This window comes from Azospira sp. APE16 (genome assembly GCF_047901315.1).
GTDB lineage: Bacteria > Pseudomonadota > Gammaproteobacteria > Burkholderiales > Rhodocyclaceae > Azospira > Azospira oryzae.
In genome coordinates this window covers 1,564,112-1,582,835 of sequence record NZ_CP179682.1, presented here as the reverse complement: position 1 = coordinate 1,582,835, position 18,724 = coordinate 1,564,112, and the positions used below count along the sequence as shown (strand labels likewise).

Annotated in this window: 14 protein-coding genes; 11 read left to right on the top strand and 3 right to left on the bottom strand. The window is 70.8% G+C overall.

Annotation, left to right across the window (positions count from 1 at the left end; translation table 11 throughout):
* Nucleotides 1–24: 24 nt before the first annotated feature.
* The 4 genes from ACLSSQ_RS07670 to ACLSSQ_RS07655 all read left to right on the top strand — a co-directional run bounded on the left by ACLSSQ_RS07670 (nucleotide 25) and on the right by ACLSSQ_RS07655 (nucleotide 5,730).
* Nucleotides 25–1,458, top strand: coding sequence for a class I adenylate-forming enzyme family protein (locus tag ACLSSQ_RS07670; protein ID WP_416244220.1), 1,434 nt, complete (start codon nucleotides 25–27; stop codon nucleotides 1,456–1,458).
* Entirely contained in the window at nucleotides 1,455–2,894 is a 1,440-nt protein-coding gene (locus ACLSSQ_RS07665; RefSeq protein ID WP_416244219.1) for an isochorismate synthase, read from the top strand. The genes ACLSSQ_RS07670 and ACLSSQ_RS07665 overlap by 4 nt, the downstream gene beginning before the upstream one ends.
* Nucleotides 2,895–2,912: 18 nt before the next feature.
* Nucleotides 2,913–4,688: a 2-succinyl-5-enolpyruvyl-6-hydroxy-3-cyclohexene-1-carboxylic-acid synthase gene (gene menD, locus ACLSSQ_RS07660; RefSeq protein ID WP_416244218.1), complete on the top strand. Its 1,776-nt coding sequence runs from the start codon at nucleotides 2,913–2,915 to the stop codon at nucleotides 4,686–4,688.
* A gap of 199 nt (nucleotides 4,689–4,887) precedes the next feature.
* The gene (locus ACLSSQ_RS07655; protein ID WP_416244217.1) at nucleotides 4,888–5,730 is read left to right on the top strand and encodes an alpha/beta hydrolase; all 843 of its coding nucleotides are present in this window, start codon (nucleotides 4,888–4,890) and stop codon (nucleotides 5,728–5,730) included.
* A 12-nt stretch (nucleotides 5,731–5,742) separates the two neighbouring features.
* On the opposite strand, the gene ACLSSQ_RS07650 is transcribed toward ACLSSQ_RS07655, so the two are convergent.
* From ACLSSQ_RS07650 to ACLSSQ_RS07640, 3 genes are all read right to left on the bottom strand, one after another.
* A complete protein-coding gene (locus ACLSSQ_RS07650) occupies nucleotides 5,743–6,504 on the bottom strand; it encodes a YdcF family protein (RefSeq protein WP_416244216.1) in 762 nt (253 codons plus the stop codon).
* 246 nt (nucleotides 6,505–6,750) lie between these two features.
* Nucleotides 6,751–8,643, bottom strand: coding sequence for a propionate--CoA ligase (locus ACLSSQ_RS07645; RefSeq protein ID WP_014237941.1), 1,893 nt, complete (start codon nucleotides 8,641–8,643; stop codon nucleotides 6,751–6,753).
* A 98-nt stretch (nucleotides 8,644–8,741) separates the two neighbouring features.
* Nucleotides 8,742–9,908, bottom strand: coding sequence for a response regulator (locus tag ACLSSQ_RS07640; RefSeq protein ID WP_130458679.1), 1,167 nt, complete (start codon nucleotides 9,906–9,908; stop codon nucleotides 8,742–8,744).
* A gap of 243 nt (nucleotides 9,909–10,151) precedes the next feature.
* Here ACLSSQ_RS07640 and ACLSSQ_RS07635 point away from each other — a divergent pair, with 243 nt between their 5' ends.
* From ACLSSQ_RS07635 to ACLSSQ_RS07605, 7 genes are all read left to right on the top strand, one after another.
* On the top strand, nucleotides 10,152–10,673 hold the full coding sequence (locus ACLSSQ_RS07635; protein ID WP_014237943.1) for a C40 family peptidase: 522 nt from the start codon (nucleotides 10,152–10,154) through the stop codon (nucleotides 10,671–10,673).
* Between the two features lie 175 nt (nucleotides 10,674–10,848).
* Nucleotides 10,849–11,871, top strand: coding sequence for a Fe(3+) ABC transporter substrate-binding protein (locus ACLSSQ_RS07630; protein ID WP_014237944.1), 1,023 nt, complete (start codon nucleotides 10,849–10,851; stop codon nucleotides 11,869–11,871).
* Between the two features lie 108 nt (nucleotides 11,872–11,979).
* A complete protein-coding gene (locus ACLSSQ_RS07625; RefSeq protein ID WP_416244215.1) occupies nucleotides 11,980–12,399 on the top strand; it encodes a hypothetical protein in 420 nt (139 codons plus the stop codon).
* Nucleotides 12,400–12,524: 125 nt separating this feature from the next.
* On the top strand, nucleotides 12,525–13,871 hold the full coding sequence (locus ACLSSQ_RS07620; RefSeq protein WP_416244214.1) for a TolC family protein: 1,347 nt from the start codon (nucleotides 12,525–12,527) through the stop codon (nucleotides 13,869–13,871).
* Between the two features lie 4 nt (nucleotides 13,872–13,875).
* On the top strand, nucleotides 13,876–14,418 hold the full coding sequence (locus tag ACLSSQ_RS07615) for a hypothetical protein (protein ID WP_205229802.1): 543 nt from the start codon (nucleotides 13,876–13,878) through the stop codon (nucleotides 14,416–14,418).
* Nucleotides 14,415–15,584 carry an efflux RND transporter periplasmic adaptor subunit gene (locus ACLSSQ_RS07610; protein ID WP_416244213.1) on the top strand — a complete coding sequence of 390 codons (1,170 nt, stop codon included), beginning with the start codon at nucleotides 14,415–14,417 and terminating at the stop codon, nucleotides 15,582–15,584. Before ACLSSQ_RS07615 ends, ACLSSQ_RS07610 begins: the two co-directional genes overlap by 4 nt.
* 10 nt (nucleotides 15,585–15,594) lie before the next feature.
* A complete protein-coding gene (locus ACLSSQ_RS07605) occupies nucleotides 15,595–18,708 on the top strand; it encodes an efflux RND transporter permease subunit (protein WP_416244212.1) in 3,114 nt (1,037 codons plus the stop codon).
* Nucleotides 18,709–18,724: the final 16 nt, after the last annotated feature.

Genomic DNA, 18,724 nt, shown 5'->3' with positions numbered 1-18,724 from the left:
GGCCCTGCGTATAATCAGGCGCTGATGAACCCCGCGCCTTTCATTGATCCCCACGAGCCCCTGGACTGGCTCGGTCCCCTGTCCGAAGATCCGCTCCAGCTGGTCACCCCTGACGGTGCCTGGCGGCGTGGGGCGCTGGTGGCGGATGGCGGGGCATTGGCCGCTGCGCTCCTTGCCTGGGGCGCTGCTCCCGGCACCATCCTCCTCGCTCCCCTGCCCGCCCCGGACCTGGCCCGGCTGTTTTTCGCCTGCGCCCGGGCCGGCATCGCCCTCTTTCCCCTGGACCCGGCCACTTCGCCGGAACGCCGCGCCGCCCTGCTGGCCCTGGCCGGCCCCCGGGGCCGTCTGCTGGAGGCCTTGCCGTCTGCTGCGACGATTGCGGCGACCGCTGCCGATCCCTTGCCACCGCTACCCGCGGCTGCCCAGCCGGCCCTGGTCATCGCCACCAGCGGCAGCGAGGGCGAGCCCAAGGGCGTGGTGCTGAGCCACGCCAACCTGGCGGCGGCGGCGGATGCCTCGGCCGAGCGCCTGCCCCTGGGCCCGGGCGACACCTGGCTGGCCTGCCTGCCCCTGCATCACATCGGCGGCGTCTCCATCCTCGCCCGCTGCGCCCGCAGTGGCGCCACGGCCCGGGTGCTGGACCGCTTCACGGTGGAAGCGGTGGCGGCGGCCCTGGCCGCAGGCGGCATCACCCACCTGTCCCTGGTGCCGGCTATGCTCGACCGGCTGCTGGAGGCCGGCGTCCCGCCGGGCCCGCTGCGCTACGTGCTGGTGGGCGGCGCCGCCCTTTCCGCCCCCCTCTTCCGCCGCGCCATGGCTGCCGGCTGGCCCCTCTGCGTCAGCTACGGCCTTTCCGAATGCGCCGCCCAGGTCGCCACCTGGATCCATCCGCCCCCCGATGCCTGGCAGGAAGGCCGGGTCGGTGCGCCCCTGGCCGGCTGCCGTGTCGAACTGGATCGGCAAGGACGGCTGCGCCTGGCCGGGCCCCAGGTGATGTGGGGCTATCTCAATCCGGACCTGGAGCCGGGCCGGGGCCTGACGGACGGCGCCCTGGTCAGCGGCGACCTGGCCCGCCTGGAGGCGGATGGCAGCCTGACCCTCTTGGGCCGGGCCGACGACATGCTGGTCAGCGGCGGCGTCAATGTGCATCCGGCCGAGGTGGAGGCGGTGCTGCTGGCCTGCCCCGGCGTGCGCGACGCGGCGGTGACGGCCCTGCCCGACCCGGTGTGGGGCGACCGGCTGCTGGCCCTGGTGGTGGGCGACTCCGCCGCCATGGACGACGCCGGCCTGCACCGCTGGTGCGCCGAACGCCTGCCCTCGCCGCGCCGGCCCCGGCTGATCCAGCGGGTCGCCACCCTGCCGCGCAATCCCATGGGCAAGCTGCAACGTCCGGCCCTGCGGCAGCTGGCCCAACAACTGGCCCAGGACGGGCTGCTGGCCCCAGGGGAAGCTCCATGAGCCGCCCCCAGGCCCGCCCCGCCGCCGGCACCGTCAGCCTCGGCCAGCGCTATCCCGGCCTGGCCGGGGAACTGGCGGCCCTGGCCGCCCGGGCCCGTCCCACGGACCTCCTCAGCCTGTGCCTGCCGGCGCCCCCGTTGTCCATGGCCGGCCCCCTGCCCTACCTCGCCGCCCCCGACAGCCTGGCCTGGCAGCGGCCGGACGACGCCTGGCTGGCCCTGGGCGCCGCCTGCACCGTGGAAAGCGCCGGGCCGGGCCGCTTCACCGCCCTCAACGGCGCCTGGCAGGGCCTGGCGGCCCGCTGGCAGATTGCCGCCATGTCGCAGGACAGTGATGGCAGCGGCGACCTCCAGGCGCCCCTGGCCCACCTGGGCTTTGCCTTCTACGACGCCAGCGGCGACAGCCCCCTGCCGAACGCCCGCCTGCGGGTGCCCGCCCTGCTGCTGAGGCGCCGGGCCGGTCGCCAGACCCTGGTCCTCACCTGCCCCGCCCATGGCGCCGCCCAGGCCATGGCCGGCTGGGAGGCCCTGTGGCAAACGCTGGAACGGACCCTGCTGTCCCAACCCGCGCCGCTGGCCGCGCTCCACCTGCAACGGCCGCCGGCGCCCCTGCCCGAGCAGGCCTTCGTCGCCCGCACCCGGGCCGCCCTGGCCGCCATCGCCCGGGGCGAGCTGGACAAGGTGGTGCTCTCCCGCCGCGTCGCCTTCGAGGCCGACAGCGCCCTGGAGCCGGCCGCCGTCTTCGCCGCCCTGGCAACCCAGCAGGCCGACAGCAGCGTCTTCGCCGTCGGCCACCGGGCCGGCACCTTCCTCGGCGCCACGCCGGAGCGGCTCCTCAGCCTGCAGGACGGCCAGCTGCACACCGAAGCCCTGGCCGGCACCGGCTGGGGCCGGGCCGACGCCCCCCTGACCTCGGACAAGAACCAGCGGGAACACGGCTGGGTGGCCGAGGCCATCCGCCACACCCTGGCCCCCCTCTGCGCCGAACTGCAGGCCGCCCCGGCGGAAGTGCTGCAACTGCCCGGCGGCAGACGCCACGCCGGCCTCAGCCATCTGCGTACCCCCTTCCACGGCCGTCCGGCGCCCGGAGTCGGCCTTTTCGACCTGGCCGCCAGGCTCCATCCCACCCCCGCCGTCGGCGGCTGGCCGGCGGCCCCGGCCCGGGAATGGCTGCAGGCCCACGGCGAGGAACGGCCCCTGTGGTACAGCGGCGGCCTGGGCTGGATCGACGCCGCCGGCAACGGCACCCTGGCCGTGCCCCTGCGCTGCGCCGACCTGCGCGGCAACCGGGCCGAACTCCAGGCCGGCGCCGGCATCGTCGCCGGCTCCGCCGCGGAACAGGAACTGGCCGAAACCGAGGCCAAGCTCGCCACCATGCTGGAGGCCCTGGCACCCTCGGCCCCAGCCCCTGCCGCCGCCAGCCGCCGCGGCGCCTAACCTCACGGTCCTTCGCCCATGAACGCCACCGGCACCACCAACTATCTCTGGTCCCGCCACTTCGCCGCCGCCTTGGCCGGCGCCGGGCTGGCCCACGTCGTCATTTCCCCCGGCGCCCGCTCCACCCCCCTGACCCTGGCCTTCCTGCGGCAGGCGGGCGTGCGCTGCCACGTACTGGTGGACGAGCGCTCCGCCGCCTTCTTCGCCCTGGGTCTGGCCAAGGCCACGGAACTGCCGGTGGCCCTGGTGTGCACCTCCGGCTCCGCCCCGGCCCACTGGCTGCCCGCCGTGATCGAGGCCGACGCCGGCCGGGTGCCGCTGCTGCTGCTCTCCACCGACCGGCCGGCGGAACTGCACGGCTGGGGTGCCAACCAGACGGTGGCACAGGCCGGCCTGTTCACCGGTTTCGTGCGCGCCGCCCACGCCCTGGCGACGCCGGAGGAAGGTTTCCTGCCGCGCCAGGTGCATACCCTGGCGGCCCGGCTCCTGGCCGAATGCCGCTGGCCCTGCCCGGGGCCGGTGCATGTCAATCTGCCCTTCCGCGAGCCTCTGCTGCCGCCCGCCGCCAAGCTGGCGGCCAGCCCGGACCTGGGCCCGGTCCATCCGCCGGAGGCGCCGCCGCCCCTGGTGCTGCCGGCGCCCCACGCCGTGGCCCAGGCTGCGGCCCGTCTCTCCGGGCGCCCCGGGCTGATCCTGGCCGGCGCCCTGCCGCCGGGCAGCGCCGGCCCCGACTACGCCCGGGCCGTGGCCGCCCTGGCCCGGGCCCTGGATTGCCCGGTGCTGGCCGAACCCCTTTCCGGCCTGCGCCACGATACCGCCGGGCTTGAGGCCGACAGCCGCCCCGACAGCCATCATTTCCTCGCCCACGGCGAAGCCCTGGTGCGGGATGCCGCCTTTGCCGCCGCCCAGGCCCCGGCCTGGATCCTGCGCTGCGGCGACGCCCAGGTGAGCCGCTCCCTGCAGACCTGGCTCAGCCAGTGCCTGGACCAGGGCACCGAACTGCTGCTGCTGGAAGGCGAAGGCCGCTGGCCCGACCCGGAACGGGGTACCAGCCTGCTGCTGCGGGGCGACACCGCCGCCACCCTGGCGGCCCTGGCCCAGGCTGTGGCGGCCAAGGCGCCGCCGGCCTGGATGCAGGCCTGGCGCGCCGCCGAGCAGCGGGCCGGGGACCTGGCCCGGGCCGCCCTCGACGCGGCCGGCGACGACCTGTGGGAAGGGGCCGTGGTGGCCGACCTGCTGGCGGCCCTGCCGGCGGAGAGCTGCCTCTTCTGGGGCAATTCCATGGCGGTGCGGGACGGCGATTCCTTTTCCGGCCTCTCCGCCAAACCCCTGGAGGAGCATGGCAACCGGGGCTGCAGCGGCATCGACGGCCAGCTGTCCACGGCCCTGGGCCTGGCGGCGGCAGGCAGCGCCGAAGGCCGTTACAGTGCCGCCCTCCTCGGCGACCTGGCCGCCCACCACGACCTCAACGCCCTGGCCGCGGCCCGGGAGCTGGACTGCCTGCTGGTGGTGGTGAACAACGGCGGCGGCGGCATTTTCGAATATCTGCCGGCCCGGGCCCTGCCCGAATACGAGACGGGCTGGTTGACCCCGGTGCCCCTCGTCCTCGCCCATGGGGCGGCGGCCTACGGGGTGCCTTACCGCCGGGCCGCATCCCGCGCCGAGTTCCAGGCAGCCATCGCCGAGGCCGTTGCCACGGGCGGCCCCTGGCTGGTCGAGGCGGTGGTGGAACGGTCGGAGAGCGTCGCCCGGCACCGGGCCTACTGGCAGGCGGTGAGCGGCAGCGAGAGCTGAAGCGAGGGACGGGCCAATGGGCGCGTGACGGTCGCAGCGCCGGCGATCGGCGCCGCAAGGAGTCGTAGCGGCAACGCGGCTGGCGCCTGGGATGGCGCCGGCGGCAGGGTCAGCCCCCGGTCAGCGGAGGGTCAGAGGTGGGTCAGTCCCGGGGACTAGCATGGCGCGCCATAAGCCGATCAACGGCTAGGAGAGTGACTTGCCCCACCCGCTTCCCCCCGGCGACGACGCCGCCGTCCTGCTGCTGCACGGCCTCTACAGCAACCCCAACGAAATGTCCCCCCTCGGCAAGGAGCTGGAAAAGGCCGGCTACCGCGTCGCCATTCCCCATTTGCAGGGCTATACGGTGTGCGCCGAAGACGTGCTGGACCGCCGCTTCGCCCGCAGCCCCTGGGAGGACTGGTACGCCCAAGTGGAAACGGTCTTCGACGAACTGCGGCAGCAGCATCGCCACGTGGTTGTCGGCGGCCTGTGCATCGGCGCCGACCTGGCCCTGCACCTGGCGGCCCAGCGGGGCCTGCAGGTGGCGGCGGTGCTCGCCCTGGCCACCACCCTTTACTACGACGGCTGGGGCATTCCCTGGTACAGCTTCCTCCTGCCCCTGAGCTACTACACGCCCCTGCGCCACATCTACACCTATCGGGAACGGGCCCCCTTCGGCCTGAAGAATCCCCGGGTGCGGGCCCGGGTGGAACGGGACATGCGGGAAAGGGAAGTCTCCGCCGCCGGCGCCTCGGAGCTGCCCCTCAACGGCATCTACCAGGCCCAGCGCCTGATCGGCAGCATCAAGAAGGAGTTGCCCCAGGTGGTCAGCCCCACCCTGGTGATCCACTCCCGGGAAGACGACGTGGCCAGCCTGCGCAGCCCGGAGCAGGTATACCGCCGCATCAGCGCCGAGCGCCGGCGTAAGGTGGTGCTGGACGACAGCTACCACATCATCACCCTGGACAACGAGCGGCGCCGGGTCAGCGGCGAAGCGCTGGATTTTCTCGCCCAGGTGCTGGGCGCGCCGGCTGCGGCCCGGCTGCCCCGGGCCGCCTGAAAAGGGGCCGGCTCAGCCCCGCAGCCAGTACCAGAAACGCCCCAGCCATTCGTGCAGGGCGGTGCGCGAGGCGCGCAGGCCGTCGGCCTGGGGCAGGTAGTCCAGGGCCGTGGGCACGCCGCGCTGGAACAGGGTCGGCATGGGCACCACTTCCAGGCCCGCCCGGCTGAAGGCCAGGGCCGCCCGGGGCAGGTGCCAGGCGTGGCTGACCAGCAGGACCCGGGACACGCCGGCCTCCTTGAGCAGGGCCGCCGTCTTCAGGGCATTCTCCCGGGTGTTGTCCGACTCGCCTTCGACCCAGCGCACCGGCACCTTGAATTCGTCCCGCAGCACCCGGGCCATGGCCTCGGCCTCGCTCACCTCGCCGCCGTCCGGCGTGCCGCCGGTGACCAGCAGCGGCAGGCCGGTCTGGCGCTGCAGCTGCCCGGCGTAGCGCAGGCGGACCAGGGTCTCGTTGCCCACCGTATCGCCGCCGTATTCCGGCGCTTCCCGGTAGCGGCCGCCGCCGAGGACGACGATGGCGCCGGCTCCCTTGGCCTTTTCCTGCACCTGCTCCGGCACCACCGGCGGCGCCTCCAGGCGCTGCACCAGGGCACGGCCCACCACCGGCAGGGACAGCACCAGCAGCAGCAATCCCCCCGTCAGTCCCAGGCTTATGGCGAGCTGGGGGCGTCGCTGTCGGAAGAGGAAGGCCAGCAGCAGGAGCCCCAGACCGTTGCCCGGCGGCAACAGAAAGGTAGCCACCAGATTGGTGGCGAGCCAGGACGTGGACATCGCTTGTTTTCCTCCCCAGGAAGGGGCCGCCGGCACCGCGCCGGCCTGCCGCCTATGACGTTTGGCAGACAGTGTAGCCGTTTGCCGTCCTGAGGGGGAGCCCCTGCCGCAACCGGCCGGCAGGCCGCTGCGGAACGTGGCCATCTGGGCCCTTCCTGCCTGACGTCGGCCTGATGCCGGCGGCGAATGTCCAAAAAAAAGCCCGCTGCAGCGATGCAGCGGGCTTTTTGCCGGAGGCCGGCGGGATCAGGCGCTGAGGGCGGCCTTGATCTGCTCCAGGGCGGTGGGGTCCTCGATGGTGGTGAGGTCGCCCGGATCCCGGCCTTCGGCCAGGGCCTGGATGGAACGGCGCAGCAGCTTGCCGGAACGGGTCTTGGGCAGGCCGGAGATGAAGTACACGCGGCCGGGACGGGCGATGGCGCCCAGGGTCTCGTCCACCCGCTTCATCACTTCCTTCTCCAGGGCCGCCACCAGTTCGGGGGTGGCGATCTTGGAGGCGTCCTTGACCACGGCGAAGGCCACCGGCAGCTGGCCCTTGAGGGCGTCGTTCACACCGACCACGGCCACTTCGGCCACGGCGGGGTGACCCTGCACGGCTTCCTCGATTTCCCGGGTGCCGAGGCGGTGGCCGGCGACGTTGATGACGTCGTCGGTACGGCCCAGGATGAAGTGGTAACCCTCGTCATCCTTGATGGCCCAGTCGTAGGAGGAATAAACCAGCGGTTCCTTGAACAGGCTGAAGTAGGTGTTCACGAAACGCTCGTCGTCGCCCCACACGGTGGTCAGGCAGCCGGGCGGCAGGGGCGGCACCACGCCCAGGATGCCCTTCTCGTTGGCGTCGCACTCGGAACCGTCTTCGCGGAAGATGCGCACGTCGTAGCCATAGACCGGGAAGGACGGGGTGCCGTACTTGATCTTGGTGTCTTCGACGCCGCGCACGGTGGACAGCATGGGCCAGCCGGTTTCGGTCTGCCAGTAGTTGTCGATCACCGGCAGCTTCAGCTCGCCCATGATCCATTCGTGGGTCGGCTGGTCCAGGGGCTCGCCGGCCAGGAACAGGTGCTTCAGGCTGGAGAGGTCGTACTTGTGCAGGAAGGCGGGGTCGTGCTTCTTCAGCACCCGGGCAGCGGTGGGGGCGGAGAACATCACATTGACCTTGTACTTCTCGACGATCTGCCACCAGATGCCGGCATCCGGACGGATCGGGGTGCCTTCGTACATGATGGTGGCCATGCCGCCGATCAGGGGGCCGTAGATGATGTAGGAGTGGCCCACCACCCAGCCGATGTCGGAGGTGGAGAAGAAGGTCTCGCCGGGCTTGCCGCAGTAGATGTGCTTGATGGAGGAAGCCAGGGCCACGGCGTAGCCGCCGGTGTCACGCTGCACGCCCTTGGGCTTGCCGGTGGTGCCGGAGGTGTACAGGATGTAGGAGGGGTCGGAGGACTCCACCCAGGTCACGGGCACCTGGGCGTCCATGAACTGGGCGCGCAGGGCGGCGTAATCCACGTCCCGGCCTTCGACCTTGTTGAAGGCCTTGTCCAGGCCCCGGTCCACCATCAGCACCTTGCCGGGCTTGTGCTCGGCCTGGTTGATGGCGTCGTCCAGCAGGTGCTTGTAGGGCACGGCCTTGCCGCCGCGCATGCCGGCGTCGGAGGAGACGATCAGCACCGGCTTGGCATCGTCGATGCGGGTGGCCAGGGAGCCGGAGGCGAAGCCGCCGAAGACCACGGAGTGGATGGCGCCGATACGGGCACAGGCCAGGATGGCGAAGCAGGCTTCGGCAATCATGGGCATGTAGATCAGGACGCGGTCGCCCTTCTTGACGCCCAGGCTCTGGTAGATGGCGGCCATGCGCTCGACTTCGCGCTGCAACTCGGCGAAGGAGTAGACCTTCTCCACGTCGGTTTCGGTGGAGATGAAAATCAGGGCATTGTCGTTGGGGCGGGTCTTGGCGTGGCGATCAACGGCGTTGTAGCACAGGTTGGTCTGGCCGCCGACGAACCACTTGGCAAACGGAGGACGGGAGTAATCGCAGACCTGGTCGAAAGGCTTGTGCCAGTCGATCAGTTGGGCCTGCTCGCTCCAGAAGGCATCCGGTTGTTCGATGGAACGACGATGAAACTCTTTGTAGCTGGTCATAAAACTCCCTCTAGCGTTTGCGTCCTGCACTACTTTGGTTTGCTGATTATTTTTTATGGGGTGGATTCGAGGCTGATCTCGTCCTGTTCTATTTTCACCTAGGGCGCATCCCCACCCGGATTGCGGTTGCCCTGGGGTTCCCCCGACGCCTGGAATTTGGACTCCGGTACGTCTGCGGAAGGCCCGTATTGTAATTCATAATTAAGAAAGCTAAGGAGGGGCATCAAGGCCTTGGCCAAAGCCGCCGCCTGGGGCCGCAATTCCTCGTCCTGCCCGGCGGCCAGCATGGCCAGGGCCTGGTCGACGCTGACCGCGGCGCCGCCGCGCACCGCCGCCGGTTCGACGGCAGGCGCCGGCGCCACGGCCCGGTTGCCGCCGGCAGCGGCCGCCGCCGCCCGCCTCGCCTCGGCCATGGCCAGCAGGCTGGTGGCGCTGGGCGCCCCGTCCAGGGGGAAGCTGGCGATGCCGATGCTGATGGTGAGGGGCAGACGCTGGCCGTGCACGGCGATGTTGGAAGTTTCCACCGCATGGCGCAGGCGGTTGGCGAAGGCCTCGCTGGCCGCCCCCGGGGTGCCGGGGGAGACGATGGCGAAGGTGGTGTCGGAATAGTGGCCCAGGCTGTCTTCCTTGCGGATGTTGCCGGCCAAAAGCTTGGCGAAGCGTTCCTGCAGCTTGTCCACCAGGGCGCCGCCGTACTGGGCGGTATAGCGTTCCAGGGAATCGAAGCCCAGCACCAGCACGCTGGCGGGAGCCTGCTGCCGCCCGGCCAGGGAGAGGGCCTGTTCGGCCTGGGCTTCCAGATAGGCCCGGGTGAACAGGCCGCTGTGGGGATGGCGCAACTGCTGGTCCTGGTGGCTGTGCAGCGCCTGCTCCGCCTGGCCCAGGCGCACCAGGGAATCGACCCGGGCCAGCAGCTCGGCGGTGCCGATGCCCTTGGTGATGAAATCGTTGGCCCCCAGGGCCAGGGCCTTGTCCCGGGACTCCTCGTCCTCCTCGCCGGAGATCATGATCACCGGCAGCTGGCGCAGGCGGCTGACCTTGGAATCCCGGATGCGGGCCAGCAGGTCGAAGCCGTCCATCACCGGCATGGACAGGTCGGAAATGACGGCCTGGATGTCGTGGTCCAGCACCAGGGTCTGCCAGGCGGCCTCCCCGTCGCCCTCTTCCCGGATCTCGTAGTGCCCTTTCAGGTGCTTGATGATGGAAGCCCGCACCATGCGGGAATCGTCCACGATCAAGATTCTGGGATGGGGTGCTTCGGTCATGATCTTTCCTGTTGGCTCATGGGGTCCGGGGCAAGCAGGGGACGGCGCGGGCGCAGGGGCGGCACCGCCAGGCAAGGCCTGCGCAGCCCACCGGGGTCCCGGGATTATAACCACGGCGCCGCGCCCCGGCGGCGAGGCCGGTGTAAAAGCGGCTTTACCCCCGGCCACCGAATGTGACAGAAGCTTTGTACGTATATGACCTTAGGTTTACAACTGGCTGATTTTCCAATAAAGTCCGGCCCCATGCTGAATAAAAAACAGCTCGCAGCTTCCCTCCTGGCCCTGTTCATCGGGGTTCTGGCCAACACCGGCACCGCCACGGCGGATGAATTCAGGATGGAGCCCCGCGGGGAGGAACCCACCTTTTTCAAACGCTACACCAGCGGCGTCCAGGACCTGATCATCAAGGGCCTGGAGTTCGTTGGCGTGCGTTACGTTCGCGGCGGCAACACGCCGGATTCCGGCCTGGACTGCAGCGGCTTCGTGCGTTACGTCTTCCAGGACTCCCTGGGCCTCAACCTGCCCCGTACCGCCAAGGAAATGAGCCAGGTGGGCGAGCAGGTCGCCAGCAACGACCTCAAGCCGGGCGACCTGGTGTTCTTCAACACCATGCGCCGCGCCTTCTCCCACGTCGGCATCTACCTCGGCAACAACCAGTTCGTCCATTCCCCCCGCCCCGGCGGCGAAGTGCGGGTCGAGGACATGCGCCAGAGCTACTGGGTGGCCCGCTACAACGGCGCCCGCCGCGTCACCGAACAGCAGTAACACAGCACCACCACCTCCCCGACAAAGCCGGCCGATGCCGGCTTTTTTGTTGCCCGCGCCCCGGCCACCGCTGTCGCGACCACCGGTTACAGCACAAGAAATATTCTCATTTACACAAAACTCAAGCCTGACTAGAATCTGACACTTACCTGACCAACCCGTGCTGGAGTTCTCCATGACCCTGCGTCTCCCCCTTCTCGCCGGCGCCCTGGCCGCAGCCCTGTCCCTCAATCTGCAGGCCGCCGAGGAAAACGTGCTGAACCTCTATTCCGCCCGCCATTACCAGACCGACGAAAAGCTCTACGAGAATTTCAGCAAGCAGACCGGCATCAAGATCAACCGCATCGAAGGCAAGGAAGAGGAACTGCTGGAGCGCATCAAGAACGAAGGCGCCAACAGCCCCGCCGACGTGCTGCTGACGGTGGACGCCTCCCGCCTGGCCCTGGCCCACGAACTGGGCCTGTTTGCCCCGGTCAAGTCCAAGGTCCTGGAATCCCGCATCCCGGCCAATCTGCGCACCGACGACTGGTTCTCCTTCTCCACCCGGGCCCGGGTCATCGTCTATAACAAGAGCGCCGTGAAGGCCGAGGACGTGCAGAACTACGACGACCTGGCCAACCCCAAGCTCAAGGGCCAGGTGTGCACCCGCTCCGGCTCCCACCCCTACAACCTGTCCCTGATGGCCTCCATCATCGCCAACCAGGGCGAGGCCAAGGCTGAAGCCTGGGCCAAGGGCGTGGTGGCCAACTTCGCCCGCGCCCCCAAGGGCGGCGACACCGACCAGATCAAGGCCGTGGCCGCCGGCGAATGCGGCGTCACCGTCTCCAACACCTACTACGTGGCCCGCCTGCTGCGCTCCGACAAGGCCGAGGACAAGAAGGTCATGGAAAAGGTCGGCGTCGTCTGGCCCAACCAGAAGACCAGCGGCACCCACATCAACGTCTCCGGCGCCGGCATGCTGAAGAACGCACCGCACAAGGCCGCCGCCGTGAAGTTCCTCGAGTACCTGGCCTCCGACGAAGCCCAGCGCTACTTCGCCGACGGCAACAACGAATGGCCGGTGGTGGCCAGCGTCAAGGTCGGCAACCCGGCTCTGGAAAGTCTCGGCAAGTTCAAGGCCGACGCCCTGCCCGTGGGTTCCCTGGCCATGTACCGGGCCAAGGCCCAGATCCTCTTCGACCGGGCCAACTACCGCTGATCCGAAGCGGCGCCAGGCGGATGCCCCCGGGGGACATCCGCCGTTTTTGATCCCGTTTTTGATCCATCTCCATGGTCAAAACCGCTTCCGGCGCCTAGAATGCGACCCATGCGACTCACCGCCCTCCTCACCACTGCCATCGCCCGCGGCCTCCTGGCCGTGATGCTGGCCGGTTTCCTGACGCCGACCTTCGGCTGGGAAATGGTGAGTGCGGCCGCGCCCCACGACCATGCCGCCGTGGCCGAGCACCACCACGGCGACCAGGGTGCCCACGACAGCCTGCAGCACACCCACCACGACCAGGACTGCGCCCCCCAGCACCACGCCGCCGGCGACGACGGCCAGGGCCAGCCGGGCCATCACCACTACTGCGCCGGTCACGTTTTCGGCCACCTCATCGGTCTCACCGCCGACACCACCCTGCCGGCCGCTGCCGGCCAGGACGTGCGCCCCCCGGCCATCGCCGCCCGCTATCTCTCGCCCATTCCCCTGGGCCTGGAACGTCCCCCCCGCTCCTTCTCCGCCTGAAGTCCGGCGGAAATTCCCGTTGAGCCAGCCCATGCTGCCGACGCCCTGAAAGGCGCCGCGCCGCCTGCGCCCGTGACCTCACCGCGGAGTACCGCCGGTTTTTCCCTGCCTCACCGGAGAAAACCATGCGGAAGACCGCAACCGCCCCCCATCCGGGGCACCCCGTCCGCCATCGCGCCCGCCTGCTGCCGGCCCTGCTCGCCCTGAGCCTGGGCCTCGGCCAGGGATTCCTGTCCCCTGCCCGGGCCGCAGAGCCTTCCGTCGCCCCGGCAACGCCCCTGGCCCGGGCCTTTGCCGCCGCCTGGGAGCGCCAGCCCCTGGCTGCCGCCCTGCCCCAACGGCAGGACGCCGCCCGGGCCCAGCAGGAAGCCGCTGACTCCCTTTTGGCCCAGCCGCCGAGCCTGGACCTGTCCACCCGCACCGACCGCTACAACCGGGACCGGGGCGCCCGGGAAGTGGAAACGGGCATCGCCCTGCCCCTCTGGCTGCCCGGCGAGAAGGACGGCACCCGGGCCCTGGCCGATGCCCGCAAGGAAGCCCTGGACGCCCGCACCCTGGCCGCCCGCCTGCAACTGGCCGCCGAACTGCGCAGCGCCTGGTGGGCCTGGCAGCAGGCCGGCCAGGACCAGCAGGTGGCCCAGGCCCGGGCCGACAACGCCGCCCGTCTCGCTTCTGATGTGGAACGGCGGATGAAGGCCGGCGACCTTTCCCGGGCCGACCTCAACCAGGCCCAGGGCGCCCAGGCCGCCGCCCAGGCGGCCCTGGCCGAAAGCCGGGTGGCCGCCCTGGCTGCTGCCCGTCGCCTGCAAAGCCTCACCGGCCAACCTCCCAAGCCGGCCGACGGCCCCCCGCAGACGGAACCGGAGCCTGCTGCCAACGCCCTGCCTGCGGGCCTCGCCGACGAGGATGGCGCCGACGCCGAAGGCGCCGCTACAGCTATCGGCCACCCCTTGCTGCAGGACCTGGCCCAGCGCAGCGCCGTTTCCCGCCGGGCCCTGGAACTGGCCTCCCGCCAGACCCGGGCCAATCCGGAAATTGCCATTTCCACCCGCCGCGACCGCAGCGCCGCCGGCGAGATGACGGACCAGACCTGGGCCCTGGCCCTGCGCCTGCCCTTCTCTTCGACCCCGCGCAACCAGGCCCGCATCGCCGAAGCCAACGCCGACCTGATCGAGGCCGAAACCCAGCTGCGCCTGGAACGGCAGCGCCTGGCCCAGGAAGGCGAGACCGCCCGGGCCCAGCTCGATGCGGCCCGCCTGCAACTGGCGGCGGCAGAAACCCGGGCCCGGCTGGCGGCGGAAAACCGGGGCTTCTACGACAAGGCCTTCCGCCTCGGCGAAGCCGACCTGCCCACCCGCCTGCGCATCGAGCTGGAAGCCTTCGAGGCCGAGCGCCAGGCGGTGCGCTCCCGCATCCAGGCGGCCGCCGCCCTTTCCCAACTGCGCCAGGCCCTGGGCCTGCTGCCGGAGTAAAGCCATGTTGCGACTCATCTCCCCCCTGCTCCTCTGCCTCGCCCTGGCCGCCCCGGCCCGGGCCGACGGCCCCGCCGCCCCTGCCGGCAGTCCCGCCCCCAGCCCCCGGGTGGAGGCCGTCTCCGACCAGTTCGAACTGGTGGGCCGGCTGCGTCCCGAAGGGCTGGTGCTGTGGCTGGACCGCAGCGCCGACAACGCCCCGGTGCTCAACGCCCGGCTGGAAGTGGAAAGCGGTGGCCAGAGCGCCGTCGCCGCCTTCCGCCCCGAGCACGGCGACTACCTGCTCGGCGACGCCGCCCTGCTGCCCGCCCTGCAACAGGCCGGCGAGCACAGCCTGACCTTCACCCTGAGCCTGCCCGCCGCCGAGGGACAGGCGGAAGAAAGCGACCTGCTGCTGGGGGATCTGGACGTGCATGAGGATCATGCCCTGGCCTCCGGCCCAATATCCACGGCCCTGCTGGCCGGCCTTGCCCTGGCAGCCGCACTGCTGCTGGGCCTTGGCCTGGCATGGCGCCGCCGTCAGCAACGACAAGGAGGTGCCGTATGAGCGCCCGTAGAATCCCGTCCCGCCTGCTGCTGCGGGCATCCCTCGCCGCCTGCCTGGGCGCCGCCCTGGCCCTGCCGGCCATGCCCCTGCAGGCCCACGAAGGCCACGGCGACGAAGCCGCCGCCCCGGTCTCCGGCGATGCGCCCCGGCGCCAGGCCGACGGCAGCGTCTTCCTGCCCAAGGCCAGCCAGCGCCAGATCGAGATCCGCACCCTGCCGGTCACTCCCGGCCCCCTGCCCCGCACCCTGGAGCTGAACGCCACGGTGATCATGGACCCCCACAAGGGCGGCCGCGTCCAGTCCATGCTGGCCGGGCGCCTGGAGCCGGGTCCGGCGGGCCTGCCCAGCGTCGGCCAGAAGGTGCACAAAGGCCAGGTGCTGGCCTACGTGGTGCCCAGCGCCGGCCAGATCGAGCGTTCCAACCAGAGCGCCCTGCTGGCCGAGCTGCAGGCCGCCCGCAGCCTGGCGGAAAAGCGCCTGGCCCGGCTGCAGGAACTGGCCGACACGGTGCCGCGCAAGGACATCGAGGCGGCCGAGAGTGAGGTGAAGAGCCTCAAGGGCCGCATCGCAGCGGTGGGCGGCGGCCTCTCCAACCGGGACACCCTGGTGGCGCCGGTGACCGGCGTCATCGCCGCCGCCAACGGCATGGCGGGCCAGATCGTGGAGGCCCGGGACATCATCTTCGAGGTGGTGGACCCGGACAGCCTGCACATCGAGGCCATGGCCTACACGCCCCTGGCCGCCGAAGCCATCGAGGCGGCCAGCGTCGCCGTCAGCGAAGGCGGCGCCGGGGCCGGGCCGGCCGCGCCCCGGGTCATTCCCCTGGAATTCCTCGGCGCCGGGCGACGCCTCAAGGAACAGGCCCTGCCGGTGATCTTCGACAACCACAGCGCCGGCGTCGGCCAGTGGCTGGCCCTGGGCCAGCCGGTGAAGGTCCAGGTGCGCCTCAAGGGCACCCTGGAGGCGGCCGCCGTGCCGGCCACGGCCCTGGTGAAGAATCCCAGCAACGAGACCATCCTCTGGGTCAAGCGCAGCCCCGAGCTGTTCGAGCCCCGGGCCATCCGCTACCAGCCCCTGGACGGGGCCCGGGTGGCGGTGCCCCAGGGCCTGGCCCCGGGCGACCGGGTGGTGGTGCAGGGCGCCCCCCTGCTCAACCAGGTGCGCTAGGAGAACCGGCATGTTCAAGTGGCTCCTGGAAAACAGCCTGGCCAACCGCCTCCTGGTGCTGGCCGCGGCCTTCGCCCTGATGGTCTTCGGCGGCCTGCAATTGTCGCGCACGCCGGTGGACGTCTTTCCCGACCTCAACCGCCCCACCGTCACCCTCATGAGCGAGGCCGGCGGCATGGCCCCGGAGGAGGTGGAGCAGCTGGTCACCTTCCCCCTGGAAACGGCCATGAACGGCCTGCCCGGGGTGGCGGGCATCCGCTCCGTCTCTTCCGCCGGCCTGTCCATCCTCTACCTCAGCTTCGACTGGGAGACGGACATCTACCGGGCCCGGCAGATGGTGGCTGAGCGCCTCACCACCCTGGAGGGGGCCCTGCCGCCGGCGGTGACGCCGCGCATGGCGCCGGTCTCCTCCATCATGGGCGAGATCCTGCTCATCGCCATTCCCATCGACCCGGCCAAGACCACGCCCATGGCGGTGCGGGAATACGCCGACTGGATGCTGCGGCCCCGGCTGCTGTCCATCCCCGGGGTGGCCCAGGTGATTCCCATCGGCGGCGAGGTGCGCCAGTTCCAGGTGCAGCCGGACACCCGCCTCATGGGCAGCCTGGACATTTCCCTGGAGCAGCTGAAGGCGGCCCTGCAGGGCTACGCCGCCAATACCTCCGGCGGCTTCCTGGAACTCAACGGCCGGGAATACCTGATCCGCCACCTGGGCCGCACCTCCCGCCTGGAGGACCTGCAGAACCTGGCCGTCACTGCCAGAAACGGCCAGCCCATTCTGCTGCGGCAGATCGCCAACGTCACCTTCGCCCCGGCCATCAAGCGCGGCGACGCGGGCTACGACGGCGGTCCGGCGGTGATCCTGTCGGTGCAGAAGCAGCCGGCGGCGGACACCGTGGCCCTGACGCGCACCGTGGAAGCGGCCCTGGCCGACATGGAAAAGGCCCTGCCGCCGGGCCTGGCGGCGCCCCGGGTGACCTTCCGCCAGGCCAACTTCATCGAGGCCTCCATCAACAACCTGGAGGTGAAGCTGCTGGCCGCCTCGGTCTTCGTCGCCGCGGTGCTGTTCCTCTTCCTCGGCAACTTCCGCACCACCTTCATCTCCCTCACCGCCATCCCCGTCTCGGTGCTGACCACGGCCCTGGTCTTCAAGTACTTCGGCCTCTCCATCAACACCATGACCCTGGGCGGCATCGCCATCGCCATCGGCGAACTGGTGGACGACGCGGTGGTGGACGTGGAGAACATCCTGCGCCGCCTCAAGCTGGCCCGGGCCCGCCACGAAGCCCTGAGCCCGGCCCGCCTGCTGACCCTGGTACGGGACGCCAGCGTCGAGGTGCGCTCGGCGGTGGTCATCGCTACCGTAATCATCGCCCTGGTGTTCGTGCCCCTGTTCGCCCTGCCGGGCATCGAGGGCCGCCTCTTCGCCCCCCTGGGCACCGCCTACATCGTCTCCATCCTCGCCTCCCTGGCGGTGGCGGTGACCCTGACCCCGGTGCTGGCCTGGTACCTGCTGCCGAAGATGAAGCACCTGCACGACGGCGACACCCGCCTGGTGCGCTGGCTCAAGGAACGCTACCGGAACCTGCTGCAGCGGGTCCTGGCCCGGCCCCGGCCGGTGCTGGCGGGCACGGCGGCGGCGGTGCTGCTGGCCCTGGCGGCCATTCCCTTCTTTCCCACCACCTTCCTGCCGCCCTTCAACGAGGGCGCCCTGATCCTCTCCCTGCGCCTCAACCCCGGCGCCACCCTGGCCGAGTCGGTGCGCATGGCCAGCCAGGCGGAAAAGCTGGTGCGCCAGGTGCCCGAGGTGGAACACGTGGGCCGCCGCTCCGGCCGGGCCGAGCTGGACGAGCATGCCGAAGGGGTCCATGTGACCGAGCTGGACATCCGCCTGACGCCCTCCAAACGCAGCAAGGAGGAAGTCTTCGCCGACCTGCGCCAGCGCCTCTCGGTGCTGCCGGCCTCCCTCAACCTGGGCCAGCCCATCTCCCACCGCATCGACCACATGCTCTCCGGGGTGCGGGCCCAGATCGCCATCAAGATCTTCGGCGACGATCTGGATGTGCTGCGGGCCCAGGCCGGCCCCCTGCAGGAACGGCTCAAGGCCATCCCCGGCCTGGCCGACCTGGAGATCGAAAAGCAGGTGCTCTCGCCCCAGATCCAGGTGCGCATCGACGCGGGGGCGGCGGCCCAGTACGGGCTGTCCACGGCCCAGCTGCTGGCCAGCCTGCAGTCCCTGGTGGACGGGGAGCGCATCACCCAGGTGGTGGAAGGCAACCGCCGCTTCGCCCTGGTGCTGCGCCTGCCCGAAAGCGCCCGGGGCACCACCGGGCTGGAGCAGCTGCTGATCGAGACCCCGGCGGGCCGGGTACCCCTGGCCAAGGTGGCCCAGATCGAGGAGTCGGACGGGCCCAACCAGATTTCCCGGGACGACGGCCGGCGCCGCCTGGTGATTTCCGCCAACGCCCAGGGCCGGGCCCTCTCCGACGTGGTGGCGGACATCCGCGCCGTGGTGGCGGCCCATCCCCTGCCCCAGGGCTACTTCGTCACCCTGGGCGGCCAGTTCCAGGCCCAGGAGGAGGCGGCCCGGCGCATCGGCCTGCTCTCCCTGGTCTCGGCCCTGATGATCTTCCTGGTGCTCTACAGCCGCTACCGCTCCGGCCTGCTGGCCGGGCTGATCATGGCCAACGTGCCCCTGGCACTGGTGGGCAGCGTCATCGGCCTGTGGCTCTCGGGCCAGCCCCTCTCCATCGCCGCCCTCATCGGCTTCATCACCCTGGCCGGCATCGCCACCCGCAACGGCATCCTCAAGGTCAGCCACTTCCTCAACCTGATGCGCTTCGAGGGCGAGGGCTTCACCAAGGAGATGATCATCCGCGGCTCCCTGGAACGCCTGACGCCGGTGCTGATGACCTCCCTGGTGGCGGCCTTCGCCCTGGCGCCCCTGCTCTTCGAAGCCGGCGAGCCGGGCACGGAAATCCTGCACCCGGTGGCGGTGGTGATCTTCTCCGGCCTCATCAGCTCCACCCTGCTCGACACCTTCCTCACCCCCCTGCTGTTCTGGCGCCATGCCCGGCCGGCGGCGGAACGGCTGCTGGCGGAAGCCGGCGGCGAAGCCCTGTGAGCCGGCCCATGCTGCG

Coding starts and splice junctions, on each gene's coding strand:
- ACLSSQ_RS07670 (WP_416244220.1), top strand. CDS start 25: ATGAACCCCGCGCCTTTCATTGATCCCCACGAGCCCCTGGACTGGCTC.
- ACLSSQ_RS07665 (WP_416244219.1), top strand. CDS start 1,455: ATGAGCCGCCCCCAGGCCCGCCCCGCCGCCGGCACCGTCAGCCTCGGC.
- menD (WP_416244218.1), top strand. CDS start 2,913: ATGAACGCCACCGGCACCACCAACTATCTCTGGTCCCGCCACTTCGCC.
- ACLSSQ_RS07650 (WP_416244216.1), bottom strand. CDS start 6,504: ATGTCCACGTCCTGGCTCGCCACCAATCTGGTGGCTACCTTTCTGTTG.
- ACLSSQ_RS07645 (WP_014237941.1), bottom strand. CDS start 8,643: ATGACCAGCTACAAAGAGTTTCATCGTCGTTCCATCGAACAACCGGAT.
- ACLSSQ_RS07640 (WP_130458679.1), bottom strand. CDS start 9,908: ATGACCGAAGCACCCCATCCCAGAATCTTGATCGTGGACGATTCCCGC.
- ACLSSQ_RS07635 (WP_014237943.1), top strand. CDS start 10,152: ATGCTGAATAAAAAACAGCTCGCAGCTTCCCTCCTGGCCCTGTTCATC.
- ACLSSQ_RS07630 (WP_014237944.1), top strand. CDS start 10,849: ATGACCCTGCGTCTCCCCCTTCTCGCCGGCGCCCTGGCCGCAGCCCTG.
- ACLSSQ_RS07625 (WP_416244215.1), top strand. CDS start 11,980: ATGCGACTCACCGCCCTCCTCACCACTGCCATCGCCCGCGGCCTCCTG.
- ACLSSQ_RS07620 (WP_416244214.1), top strand. CDS start 12,525: ATGCGGAAGACCGCAACCGCCCCCCATCCGGGGCACCCCGTCCGCCAT.
- ACLSSQ_RS07615 (WP_205229802.1), top strand. CDS start 13,876: ATGTTGCGACTCATCTCCCCCCTGCTCCTCTGCCTCGCCCTGGCCGCC.
- ACLSSQ_RS07610 (WP_416244213.1), top strand. CDS start 14,415: ATGAGCGCCCGTAGAATCCCGTCCCGCCTGCTGCTGCGGGCATCCCTC.
- ACLSSQ_RS07605 (WP_416244212.1), top strand. CDS start 15,595: ATGTTCAAGTGGCTCCTGGAAAACAGCCTGGCCAACCGCCTCCTGGTG.